Source organism: Nostoc sp. JL34 (assembly GCF_017114945.1).
GTDB lineage: Bacteria > Cyanobacteriota > Cyanobacteriia > Cyanobacteriales > Nostocaceae > Nostoc.
In genome coordinates this window covers 1-11,451 of the sequence record NZ_JABXKQ010000102.1, presented here as the reverse complement: position 1 = coordinate 11,451, position 11,451 = coordinate 1, and the positions used below count along the sequence as shown (strand labels likewise).

The 11,451-nt window shown below is 40.1% G+C and carries 12 protein-coding genes; 5 read left to right on the top strand and 7 right to left on the bottom strand.

Going from position 1 to position 11,451, the window contains the following annotated elements:
- Window positions 1-166 precede the first annotated feature (166 nt).
- The gene (locus HWQ44_RS18445) at window positions 167-424 is read left to right on the top strand and encodes a hypothetical protein (RefSeq protein ID WP_292721349.1); all 258 of its coding nucleotides are present in this window, start codon (window positions 167-169) and stop codon (window positions 422-424) included.
- Between the two features lie 78 nt (window positions 425-502).
- On the top strand, window positions 503-1,177 hold the full coding sequence (locus tag HWQ44_RS18440) for a hypothetical protein (protein WP_292721346.1): 675 nt from the start codon (window positions 503-505) through the stop codon (window positions 1,175-1,177).
- Here the strand turns inward: HWQ44_RS18440 and HWQ44_RS18435 are convergent, their stop codons facing one another.
- Window positions 1,178-1,876: a hypothetical protein gene (locus HWQ44_RS18435; protein ID WP_292721343.1), complete on the bottom strand. Its 699-nt coding sequence runs from the start codon at window positions 1,874-1,876 to the stop codon at window positions 1,178-1,180.
- 41 nt (window positions 1,877-1,917) lie between these two features.
- The gene (locus HWQ44_RS18430; RefSeq protein ID WP_292721340.1) at window positions 1,918-3,096 is read right to left on the bottom strand and encodes a hypothetical protein; all 1,179 of its coding nucleotides are present in this window, start codon (window positions 3,094-3,096) and stop codon (window positions 1,918-1,920) included.
- Between the two features lie 236 nt (window positions 3,097-3,332).
- Here HWQ44_RS18430 and ssb point away from each other — a divergent pair, with 236 nt between their 5' ends.
- Complete coding sequence (gene ssb / locus HWQ44_RS18425; protein WP_292721337.1) at window positions 3,333-3,716, top strand: single-stranded DNA-binding protein; 384 nt, start codon at window positions 3,333-3,335, stop codon at window positions 3,714-3,716.
- A 73-nt stretch (window positions 3,717-3,789) separates the two neighbouring features.
- Window positions 3,790-4,209 carry a hypothetical protein gene (locus HWQ44_RS18420; protein ID WP_029631539.1) on the top strand — a complete coding sequence of 140 codons (420 nt, stop codon included), beginning with the start codon at window positions 3,790-3,792 and terminating at the stop codon, window positions 4,207-4,209.
- A gap of 229 nt (window positions 4,210-4,438) precedes the next feature.
- On the opposite strand, the gene HWQ44_RS18415 is transcribed toward HWQ44_RS18420, so the two are convergent.
- Both HWQ44_RS18415 and HWQ44_RS18410 read right to left on the bottom strand, forming a co-directional pair.
- Complete coding sequence (locus tag HWQ44_RS18415; protein WP_292721327.1) at window positions 4,439-4,729, bottom strand: hypothetical protein; 291 nt, start codon at window positions 4,727-4,729, stop codon at window positions 4,439-4,441.
- A gap of 10 nt (window positions 4,730-4,739) precedes the next feature.
- The gene (locus HWQ44_RS18410; RefSeq protein ID WP_292721324.1) at window positions 4,740-5,699 is read right to left on the bottom strand and encodes a ParM/StbA family protein; all 960 of its coding nucleotides are present in this window, start codon (window positions 5,697-5,699) and stop codon (window positions 4,740-4,742) included.
- Between the two features lie 725 nt (window positions 5,700-6,424).
- Between HWQ44_RS18410 and HWQ44_RS18405 the strand changes: the two genes are divergently transcribed.
- Window positions 6,425-6,589 (top strand): hypothetical protein, encoded by a 165-nt coding sequence (locus HWQ44_RS18405; protein WP_292721321.1) that lies wholly within the window; start codon window positions 6,425-6,427, stop codon window positions 6,587-6,589.
- A 506-nt stretch (window positions 6,590-7,095) separates the two neighbouring features.
- On the opposite strand, the gene HWQ44_RS18400 is transcribed toward HWQ44_RS18405, so the two are convergent.
- The 3 genes from HWQ44_RS18400 to HWQ44_RS18390 all read right to left on the bottom strand — a co-directional run bounded on the left by HWQ44_RS18400 (window position 7,096) and on the right by HWQ44_RS18390 (window position 10,991).
- Window positions 7,096-8,247: a ParB N-terminal domain-containing protein gene (locus tag HWQ44_RS18400; protein WP_292721318.1), complete on the bottom strand. Its 1,152-nt coding sequence runs from the start codon at window positions 8,245-8,247 to the stop codon at window positions 7,096-7,098.
- A 3-nt stretch (window positions 8,248-8,250) separates the two neighbouring features.
- Window positions 8,251-9,054 carry a ParA family protein gene (locus HWQ44_RS18395; RefSeq protein WP_109013390.1) on the bottom strand — a complete coding sequence of 268 codons (804 nt, stop codon included), beginning with the start codon at window positions 9,052-9,054 and terminating at the stop codon, window positions 8,251-8,253.
- A 692-nt stretch (window positions 9,055-9,746) separates the two neighbouring features.
- Entirely contained in the window at window positions 9,747-10,991 is a 1,245-nt protein-coding gene (locus HWQ44_RS18390; RefSeq protein WP_292721314.1) for a ParM/StbA family protein, read from the bottom strand.
- Between the last annotated feature and the right edge of the window lie 460 nt (window positions 10,992-11,451).

Here is an 11,451-nt window from a genome sequence, read left to right as displayed (position 1 = left end):
TCAAAAATCTCAGCAAATCAGAGCATTTTTCTCTCACCAGAGACATAAAAGAGCGTTAACTGATGAGGAGGTTATCTCTGTCCTCAAAGACCAACAAATCGAGGTAACAGAAAAAATACTAGCTATGAGTTCAGGTAGTCCTGGTTAAGCGATCGCCAACATCACAATGTTAGCTTCGATCTCAAAAGAAATCACAAGTCAACTGGAAGTGCCTCCCAACGATATCCTCAACGCACTCAGTTTGAGTAACTCCATCTCAAGCTGGAATCACGAGACACAATTATGGCTGCTTACCTACCTGCAACACAACTGGTGGCAGAAATTCAAAAGCACTCAATTGCTAGCTAAATTCACTCAAGCAAGGAAGCAATTGCTGCATCACGTTACTCCTAGAAGCGTTTGGGATAACCTACTTCTGCCATAGCAAAACCCATCCATTATCAAAAAGCACTGCCAGTTAGAAGTATTTCTAGCTGGCAGTATTTATTTACACATAAGGAATATGAACCAGCAGCAAAGCTTATTCGATGTCGAAGAAACCATCCGTAACAGCAAAAGCCAAAAAGCTAGCGAAATTCTTACTCCTAGCACTAGAAAGATACTTCAGTTACTAACCAGCCAAGGGATTAACAAAGTTGTAACAGCCAGTCTACTCGATCTAGCAGGAGCAAGTCGTGAAATTGTTCAATACATCGTCGGGCCAATTATAACTCAGCAAAACGGCTGGCAACAGTCAATTCCGTCTTGGGTATGGCGTGCGATCGCAGTCGATAGATTAGATGCAGCGCTAGAAGAGATAGACAAGGGAGAAGTAGGTAAACTCGCTTCTAGCAGCGAAGTTGTTGCACTGATGATGCCAATTGCTTTTGAAGTGCCGCTATCATCCGAATGGACAGATGTTTACCTCTGGGCAAGTTATGATGCCCTCGTCAGGCACAGACCTTTCAAGAATTTCAACTACGAAAACCTCTGGGAGAAGATTGGTACAACTCCGGTTTCGTATGACAAAATCCGCTCTAATTATGAAACCCTGGCTACTGATATCCGCTCCCGTGTAGTCAAACACGCGGCGAAAGAAGGATGGGGTAAAAAGTCGTCAAATAAGAACAAACACACTGTTACAGCAACTTCAACTGAAAGTAATACTAAGATGGAGCAATTGTCACTGTTCTCATAACTAATTGTTAGTACTTTTTTCAACACTCTTTTCAAAGTCCTTCCTCTCCTTCTCTGTGAGAGGAGGTAGTTCTTCTTTATAGTAAAAATTACCTAATTTTTGACACTGATTGACATAAATTCGTCTTGCTGAATCACTCGCCCTCAAGTCCTGACGTAAAAGTAATTTAAACGATTTTTCACGCTCTTTCAATTCCTTCACTGCCACAAGGGGTTCTTGTAATACAGCAGGATTTTCATAAGTAGAAGAAAGTTCCTCACTTGATGAATAAACCTTTACTTTATTGCCAGCAGGTTGAGTTAAAAGTCGCTGAGTGTTATACGAACGCCACAGACCCAACTTTTCGCGCCGTAATGACTCAATTTCAACCTCGCCAATTCGGTCTGGAGTACTACGCCGCACGTAGACAAAACAACCTTTATCAGCTGCTACAGTCAAACTCACTTTCACACCATTACCATCAAAATAAAATAAGTCAATTAAATCGTTTTCTGCATTAACTTCTCCAAGCTTCTCTTTATTCGATAAATCAGGCAACGCTTCTGGATTTAGCGATGGCGTAGCATTATTAACATTAGCTGAGGATAATGATGGGGTAGGTAAAGAATTTGATTCTATAGCCGAGACTTTATCTTCTTTTTCTGGAGATGAACATCCAACGAGTAAGAGTAACAATCCTATAAATAAGTAGTTTTTCATAAATATAAATTTGTATTTGTAAACCAACAGCAGAATATTAATTATTGCTTTCCACTTAACCGACCTGTTTGATAAAAATCACGCAGACTAGGGAAAGCTTTTTCTAAAAGCCAGTTGCACCCAACTTCTGATTCAGGAATATTTGAAGCAGCCATGTAATAACCACTTCTGTAAGCAGCTACACCCAAATAAGCTTGTAAGCTGGATATCGCCCGCGAAGAAGCTGGAATAGCCATCAAATCTTGCAGATGACTAGGATGATAATTTTGCCCTACCAGCATGAAATAAACCAAAGTATGAACCAACCGTGATAAAACAACTGTTCGGTCTTGCCAACGTTCTAAATGAGACTCGATACAGAAGTAATCAGGTAAATCAGCCACCTGAGATTCATCATCAAGGAATAAATCGCTCTGGCTTTCGATAAAACTGGAATCCAGACCTATAAACTGTTTGAGAAAAACAAGCGTTTTCCCCCAACGTTCGTGTCCCTCAGTTTCAGGAGAAAACGCACCTTCTGAATACTGCGAACCGTACTTCTGTTGGAGTTGGACGACAGCCTCTTGATTGATATCACCCTGCCAATCAGATTCAATAAAAAACTCTTTTAAAATCTCTTGTAAATAGATGGGTGAAAACTCATTAATCTCTGGAGATCGATCATCAAAATCGTCTTCATAAGTATCAACAATAAATTTCTCTAGCTCGATTTCTAGTTCTGGCTTTCTATTAGCTGGTAGTAACGACTTAGCATCTTCTAACGACAGAGGAAAATCTAAATAAGGATGGCCTTTGGCTAAGTAAGAATCACCTAAATATGCTAAACTTTCAAGCGCGATAGTCCGGGCAAAATACTCATCTTGTGGATGCACGCATACTCGGTCTAGTTCCTTATCTACTAGCATCATGGTAATTGCCAGTAAGGCAAACCATGACGCATCGTGCAAACAAGTCGGTAAATCAGCAATTAAATCTACTAACTTTAGTTCTAGAATTTCTCCCCAAACTCCTATCCTAGTTGTATTGGAAACATCACAAAAATGCTCTACATCTTCTCCAACAGATGTTTCTCCTAACCAGGTAAGATTTTCTACCCGCAAAGAAGATGAGTAGTCAAAAGTCAGCTGGTTTTGGCTATCCTCATCCGACTGTATCCACATCAAAGCCAAAAGCATCAGCTTACAAATACTTACTCGCTTCAGGAGAAGATATTCAAGCATAAGTCATTACTTATAATTTTTAGATACAGACCATATTAATTGCGATACCACCATAGCACAGGGTAACTTGTCGTTCCCTAGTAAAAACCACAATTTTGCAATAAACAAGGACAAAAAATAACTCATAAGTATGAATAAAAAAAATGTGGTTTAAATAAAACAACTCGTCAAAATAATAAATCATGAAAGAACTAATGCTGACGCAGCAATAAGAGAAATATATAAATCCTCGCGTTATGAACTATATCAACAAAGTCATGCTGGTTGGCAGATGCGGACAAGAACCTGAACTGAAATACTTCGAGTCCGGTGCAGTTAAGGCTTCAATCTCTATTGCAGTCAGACCACCCTACAGAAGTGAACAAGCCCTTTGGTTTGATTTAGTCGCCTGGGGAAATCAAGCAGAAGTGATTGGAAATTACGTTCGTAAAGGAACCCAAATTGCAATTACTGGCGAGTTTGGATTTGATCGTTGGGCAGATAAAAATTCTGGCACTATGCGGCAAAAACCCGTAATTACAATTAACGCCATTGAATTGTTAGGTTCACCCCGTAAGGAAGAATCTGCATCCACTTCTGCACCAAACGAAACACAGACTGTAGCTAACGCAAATTTCTAGGAAATTAAAAATCGCCTATGTACTATAAATCGTAGGCGATAAACCATCTAATCAATCTACAAATAAAACGAACATGATTCATAATACTGCAACTATCAATCTTAAGTCAGTGAACACTACCCACGACAAAGAAGGTTCCTTGATTGCCTTTGGGATCGCCGAATTCTACTACCGTTCCAAGGAAGGAGTAGTTGCTGACGAGATGCCATTCCGTTCCAAGGGCGCACCGGCCGTCGTTATTAACGAACAGGGGGAAGGCGTACACGGCACAGCAGAAGGATATCTCGATTTGCTAGTTGATAACAGGGGTGATTACAAAGAAAAGATTGCCACATTCGTAATCAGAAACTTTATGTCAGCACAACCCATCAACGAACTCACCCAGGTTAGTAAAACCCCTCACTCGCCTGAAACTCCCGATTTTGCCAAAGAACTACTCGAAGATAACGTTACTTCGACAGATGAAGACCTAGATCAAGAACCTCCGTTCTAGACCCAATTAACTGAATAATGCTAGTACATACAGGGTTACTTGTTAGTACTGGCATTATTTTTTTATAGAAATCCAGAATAAAAATCTACTGTTTGGTAAAATCGCTGACATCAACTCATCTTATATAGTACATAAATACTGAAATACTTACACAAGAGCTAAATTTAAAGCTTTTTTAACATAATTACCCCACGAGTTGGGAATTACCGTTGCCAACTTCATCTGACGGTTATAATTCAAAATCAAGACTGAATGTTTCGCCATCAGGATCTTCTAGTTTTTGGTCTGTAGATGGCTGGGTAATTGGCTGCTGGAGTCTGTTTTCGTTAGTAGTAAGCGGCGTGAAAGCTACTTGTTGTGTGGCTAATCCAGCCTTTATGAAAACAAAATAGCAATCAATAATAAAATAAAGCGTCTCCAGGTAACTTTTACCTAGTTGTTGGGATTCTGCAAATATGCGTTCTCGGTAGTTTTCTTTGAGCCGAATTTTTACCGGAGCTAAGTCTTGTTTATCTGTCATTGTTATAACTTTACTTCCCAGATATGTTTGGTGAATTCTTGCTCGTAATGGTTTTTGCCATTTCTAGAAGCCCAAAAACATTAGCTTCTACCGGATTATCCAGAATTTTGAACCCGTTCTTCTCTAACAACTTTTTAAATCCTGGTAAGAGGCAGCCTCCACCTATCGCCCAGATTTCATCCCCTTGGTGCTTGGCATCAAGTGTCAGATTCACCACTTTTTTTAAGTATTTTTCATACCAATCTTTCAAACAAGTGCTGTATATATCTTTGATATCGATGTCACGGCTGTACTTGGTATGTCCCATTTCCAGACAAAATCGGATTTTGGAGGCATCCCCGATTTTTCCCCCATTTAGATGTTTCATTTTTTGGGAAATATCATCAATGAGAACTTCTACACCAATGGGGTAGGCGGTATGAACTTCTCGTTTTCCCTGGTTGTAACGAGAATACAGAGTCGTGCCATTGCCAAAATCTAAAATGGTTAATTTTTTCGGCAGTTGATGCCCAAACAATGCACCCATCCCCTCTAGTACTATTTTCAGCACTTCTACTTTCACATCTGATTGTTTGCCGGCAAGTATCGGCTGATATTCCCCACTTAGTACTTTTTGTATTTCTTCAGCCAGACCAACATCATGTAAGCTGACAACTAATTTTAAGTGCCAAGCCTTACGGTGTGGCAGATGTGCCAATGCACCGAACAAAGTCAATAATGCATTATTGACTTTGTTTTCATTGTTATCCGTGTTCCGGTCAAAATGATAACCTGTACGGAAAGCTGATTCCCCGACAGTGTAAGCACTACCATTAAAAACTACCCTCCCTGGTACATCTTCCATGTCGGCTGTGGAAATATAGCTGGGGACACGAACTACTTCAAAGCCATCGACTAAAAGTTTTAGGCTTCCGTAACCGTTATCAAACCCAGCAGGAAAAATTTTTTGCAAGGCGTGAATGTTTGACATAGGGATCAAGTCAATACGTTTTGATTTGTGAAAGTTATCTGTTCAGATTATCTAGGGGAGCAGGAAAGCAGGGGAGAGAAGAATAACATGCTATGAGTTTTTCTCCAGAACTCTGCCCCTTCCCTCTCTAACCTCAAGAGCTTATCATACCCCTTGGGGGCTAAGTGGGGTACAAAATATCAAATAGCTAAATATACCCCATAAAGCCCCCATAAAGCCCCCATGTAGGTGTCAAATTTTCATCGAAGTCCTAATCTATTTTTGGGGTACATATAGCCCCCACTTAGCCCCCATCAACAATTTTTGAAATCTTTATCTATCAACGCAGTAGAAATTAACTTACAAGAAAAATAGAGAAGAAGGAATAAAAAACTTTGGTTGTGGGTCTAAAGCCCACTTAAAAAAATATTTATTTCGAGACGCATAGCGCGAAATACAAAGCGCAGAGGCGGAGACACTCCGCCTCCGCTCCTTGCTTCAATCCCGCGTTTCAAAACGTTGCTTCCCTATACCCTCTAAAATGGTTGACTGTTTGATTTATACTCTCCTGTCAATGTCTTTGTTATTAAATTAGCTTCCCGCAAGATGTCTAGCCCTAGCTCTCATACAGATGGAATTTATCTACGAGAAATTGGTCGCTTTCCGAGGCTATTGCCAGAGTAAAAGATTATCTACACAAGACTTGTAAGGTCAATGCAAAACTTGATAAGCAAAACAATTCTCAAGTGCAACGACTAGAGCGTTCCCCAACTAGGGTTGAACTAGCTACCGAGGTAAATAAAACAGAAGCACAGTTAACCCAAATCCAAAAGCTTGGTCAACTGGCTAAAGAAAAAATGATTCCCGCCAACCTCCGGTTAGTGGTTGCGGTAGCTAAAAAACATCGCTGAAGTAACCTGGAATTTCTGGATCTGATTGAAGAGGGAGCAATAGGTTTGCTTTCATCCTGTGGAGAAGTTTGACCTCAATCGGGGATATTAGGACGTGAGCAAGACCAAATTAAAGATTATTTGGTTTTTTGAAAACTACTTATGTCCAAGCCGAAGGAATCGCTGTTGTAGAAAGCACTTCTTCCGTACTCAGTCTAATAGCAGTTTGCTCCTAGTTGGGGCACTTAACCTTAATTTGGATGATTGAAGACCGTCCATTATATTCTCCAACTACAGGCTCACCCGTAAACTCACAAAGTATCCCCTGTTGGCAGTACCAGCACTCAAATATAATTCGGATCACTGCTTTGTCGCAGTCTAGAAATCTCACAGGCTGAAACCGTTCCGCTGATAATTCTGGTTTGACTCTGCGGGATTCAGGCGAAAGCCATTTGGGTAGTTTAGATAGGCACTCACAGATTACATAGACATCTCCGATTCAGGGAACTAAGTCGGACGAGATAGTATTAGTCCAACTTTTTCCGAATCTCTTTTGCCTTAGCTTCTAATACAGCCAATAAATCTCTCAGTTGCTCTTGCTGGATATCTTCGACCTTAGTTGCTGAGACATCTCGAATTAGAGAACTGATTTGGTGACTTGGTTTAGGTTTTGTTTCAGGAGCATGTTCAGCAATAGTTTGGGCAACTAGAAAACGAGTTTGAGCGACTGTTAGCCTTTCTTGCAAAACTTGTGATGTAGCATCTTGTCGGATTTTAAGAGCTTTACTTTCTTCAACTTTTAAATTTTTAGAATTTAGTTTTTGGAGTGAACGGGCATGGTTTGCACCAAGTCCTGATTGTCTAATCGCAATTTTTAAGTCTTCTGAAAGCCGTAAACAAGGAAAGACATTTGCATCTACTGATGCTGGATTTTGTTGAAAACGTAGTAACAACAGAAGAATACTTTGTTCTATTTCGTCCAAATTAAATTCTTTAATGCCTTCTGACTGCTCTTTTCTAGTTAAAATAACCAATTCAGTTAATTGGGGCAAAAGTTTTTTTGCGTTTAATCTAGCTATTGCTCTCCTAAGTGCTCTAACTACTTCTTCCTGCTCAAATTCCAAAGCTAACTTAGCCTGTTGAATCAAACCTTCGGCTAAATCTAGCTCATTCAAGCCTTCTCGGTGAAGACTAGTTAATAAAGTGCGTGCATGTAATTCCTCTTCAGAAAGAACTTTCTGAAGCATCACTGCATCTAGTGTTTCAATTTCTGGCTGTAACTCTTCTGCAACGGATCTCCATCTCCGTTCTCCATCAAAAATGAGATTTCCCGGTAGTAAAATAATCGGCTGTTGTTGCCCTTCTTCTCTAATGGAAACAGCCATACTCCGAATACTATCCGAAGTAAATGTTTGCCTTGCTTGTTTCGGATTGGGTCTTACTTCACTATAGTGAATTTTAAAAATTCCAGATGCTTTCAAATGTTCTCGTAGGTCTTCAATAGTTTGATTGAGGAGTGTACGTTCTTCTTCAGCAAGCTTTCCCTGTGCTTGTTCATCTTTTAATCTTGTAATCTCTGCCTGTAAATCTTCTACTCGTTCTTCAAGCCCAAATATCTGTTGTGAATCAGCAGCAGAAGCAAACATTCCAAGTACACTCGGGTTGTTTAATTTTGTCATCGATTAACCTCTTATTAGCTTAAGTTCGTTAACTAGTGCATCAACAATTGGCAGAAAATCTCCTCTTGCCTCTTTGCCGGGTCTGTAAATTCCCAGAGGTAGCCCTCTACCAGAAGCATTAAGAATATCCGCTGATTCTCGAATTGGGCTAAAATACTGAATTCCCAAATTCTTACAGACTAGGGGAAGTTCCTCAACAATACTTCTATGCGCTCCCCAATCACTTTTCCAACGAGTAGGAACTATACCTAATATTTTCGGAGTCGGTTTCAATCTCAGCCGCTTGCAGTTGAAATAGTACCACTCAATCATCGCCGCAGCACTTTGAGAAGCCTTGTATTCAGGTTGAATGGGAATTAATACGTGGCTAGAAGCTGCAAGAGCAGTCAGTGGTAAAGGCTCTAATGTTGCAGGACAATCGATAATTACAAAATCGTGAGATAAGGGGTAATCACTCAACCGATCTGCAAGAGTATAAGCTCCACGCAGATCCTTTGACACTTCCCGAATTGTTTCGTGTAATTCTTTTCCGCCTTTACAAACTTGAATTTTGTCAATCTTACCTTGCCAAGCTGTAACTAAAGGCCAGTTCCCATTAAAGTCTGGATGGTAAACATTAGCCATTGTTCCCTGAGTTTTAAATTCTCCTAATCCGCAAAATAATGTCAATGATTCGTTAGGATCGATGTCTAATAGTGCCACTGAATAGCCACGAACACCCAATTCATACGCAAGATTGTATGAAATAGTACTTTTCGCCACTCCTCCAGCGTTTGTCTCAATAGAAAGGGTCAAATTGGCAGGCATAATTTTTTCTCTTTCTTGATTACTATATTTCCGACTCCCAGTCATGAGATAACGTTATATCAGTTTGGGCGAAGAATTTTGAGATAATGTTATATCATTTTTCTGATTTCTCTAACAAGGATTGCTATCAACACAGAGGTTGACTGCAAGTAATATCGACCTAGCTACACAGATTGCCTATTGTGGAATTGTACACAAAAAGAAATATACACCGTCAAAGAGATATTCACTCAGCACTTGCTCAATCTAATAGTTCCGTAGGAAAGCATTATTGCCTTTGTGCAAGCTGGTTATTGAGTATAAAAACCAACGGCATAATTCTAATGTGATTTCAACCTTTAAAGCTGTGTCAACCAGCAGCTATTAATGCGACTTTTTTGAGCTTATTGAGAAGAAAAATCTTCTGTTGACATAATATAACCACCTTGCCATGAAGATTCTACGCTGAACAACAGTCTTTGTTCAAAGTGTACTCGATTGAAGCGGGATAACAATATTCTCTATCTACCTGATGTCATTATAGAAAGAGGCGCTGCCAACAAGGAATTATTTTCAATCCCCCTAGAACTAGCTATTCTCACCTAACCACGAGTAATCGGCTCATTCATGCAGTGGTTATTGAGAAGTTACGTAAAAAGCATCCCAGAAGTGTAGTTGCAGTCCTTGTAACTACACTACTTTTTCTGAGCTAATCAAACATTCTCGTTCACAGCAATAAAGGTACTAGGTCGCTCACAAGGCGTAAAATTATACTTACGTTTAACTTCTTCATCTGCATTATTTGTATTACCTTCAGTGGATTTAGTTAGCAGTACAACCTCAGAGCGGGTATAACCAGTCAACTCATCAAACTGAATAATCATATATTGGTAGAGCGCCCAGACATCCGCCATCCGATTGCCAATACCGGAAGATATCTCATCAGGTATAAAAATATTACCGTGCCAGGATACCTTAATTCCCTCTTTCTGGAAGTAAGCGTCTATTTCTGGACGAATGTAATCCGCAGTCCCTCCGCAAAACACCAGTTCTTCAATATCCTCATCCATCTTCGAGCGCAACCATCTGATGATCGCACGCCAATATTCATCTCTAGCAAGCAATAAAGCCTTGGACATCAATTCGCCATCAAGTTGAATTTCATCACCTTTGCGCTTGCGTGAGAGTTTCTGCATCACCTGGGAGTCACAACTAACTCCAGCTTCTACCAACACCTCGATAATATTGGGATTATCAGGGCTTAGTCCTGATGTCTTGGAAGTAAAATTATTCACCAGCCAAGACATACCAAAATTGCTGGTTATTCCCGCACCAATTGAACCACTGCGAAAGGTGAAAATACTTGCGTTGCGATAACCAAGCATCACATACATCGAAGCAGGCATATTATTGCCAAGCGATCGCCTACGGTGAAAAAATATCCCACTACCCTCAGAAGCTGCATCATAACGAAGCATTTTTACCCGCATCTTACCTGCTGGTGTATCAAATCCTCGAAAGGCATCCTTCAACCGAACTTGTAACTGTTCTTTGTCTTGCACTTCACCGGGCGGTAGCAGGACACTCAAGTAAGCTGCAACATCATTACCCAGGTTCAACTTTTCCTTAGCCAGCCAAAATGCACCACAAATTTTAGGGACTGCTAGTTCGTACTTTAGCTCCTTCAGCTGCGATATACCCCCAAACCGACGACGGGCAAGCTCTCCCAAGGCGCAATACTCATCACCTATTCCTACCCAAGTACGAGATTCAGGACTACCTTCTTGTTGAACGCTCTCAATCGAAGCTTTAGCAATATCTGCTACTTCTGAGTCGAAAAGTAAAACAACAGGCTTTCCCTCTGGATACTCTTGAACGATCGCCTTGGTTTTACTTGCACCCATGTCAATCGTAATTACTACCTTTTTTACGTCTGTTTTCTCCTTAGTTTTGGGCATATCTTTATCTTTTATTACCTTTTACTATCGTTCCCAATTTAACCGAAATGGGAAAAATACTGTGGTGTAAAACACTTTCTTTACAGGGTTTAACAGCTTTTTTACATACAAAGTGCGTAGAGAAAAAACTATTACGGCGATGTTCTTCGATGGCGCTACAGCATTCATACTCAACTTCATTGAGTAGAGAGTCCACTGCAAACTGCCAGCAACCAAGTTCAAATTGCCACGGGGCTAACTGAAGTACCTCCATAGCACTAATACCAAATCAAAACCGTAAATTCTAAGTACATTACAGTATTAAATATTGCTTTTATACCCGATGATCAAATCACCTCCTAAATCATGACTAAATTACCCCAATCACACCCAAATTCTGTATCAACTAAAAGTTGAATTATTAAACATTTGATATCTTTTTTAGCTAGCTAGCAGCTAGTCTTTTGAGCATCAATCTGAT

Bases quoted from the DNA above. Each gene is read 5' to 3' on its own strand.
- HWQ44_RS18435 (WP_292721343.1), bottom strand. From the start codon at position 1,876: ATGAAAAACTACTTATTTATAGGATTGTTACTCTTACTCGTTGGATGT.
- HWQ44_RS18430 (WP_292721340.1), bottom strand. From the start codon at position 3,096: ATGCTTGAATATCTTCTCCTGAAGCGAGTAAGTATTTGTAAGCTGATG.
- HWQ44_RS18415 (WP_292721327.1), bottom strand. From the start codon at position 4,729: ATGACAGATAAACAAGACTTAGCTCCGGTAAAAATTCGGCTCAAAGAA.
- HWQ44_RS18445 (WP_292721349.1), top strand. From the start codon at position 167: ATGTTAGCTTCGATCTCAAAAGAAATCACAAGTCAACTGGAAGTGCCT.
- HWQ44_RS18420 (WP_029631539.1), top strand. From the start codon at position 3,790: ATGATTCATAATACTGCAACTATCAATCTTAAGTCAGTGAACACTACC.
- HWQ44_RS18410 (WP_292721324.1), bottom strand. From the start codon at position 5,699: ATGTCAAACATTCACGCCTTGCAAAAAATTTTTCCTGCTGGGTTTGAT.
- HWQ44_RS18440 (WP_292721346.1), top strand. From the start codon at position 503: ATGAACCAGCAGCAAAGCTTATTCGATGTCGAAGAAACCATCCGTAAC.
- HWQ44_RS18395 (WP_109013390.1), bottom strand. From the start codon at position 9,054: ATGCCTGCCAATTTGACCCTTTCTATTGAGACAAACGCTGGAGGAGTG.
- HWQ44_RS18390 (WP_292721314.1), bottom strand. From the start codon at position 10,991: ATGCCCAAAACTAAGGAGAAAACAGACGTAAAAAAGGTAGTAATTACG.
- HWQ44_RS18400 (WP_292721318.1), bottom strand. From the start codon at position 8,247: ATGACAAAATTAAACAACCCGAGTGTACTTGGAATGTTTGCTTCTGCT.
- ssb (WP_292721337.1), top strand. From the start codon at position 3,333: ATGAACTATATCAACAAAGTCATGCTGGTTGGCAGATGCGGACAAGAA.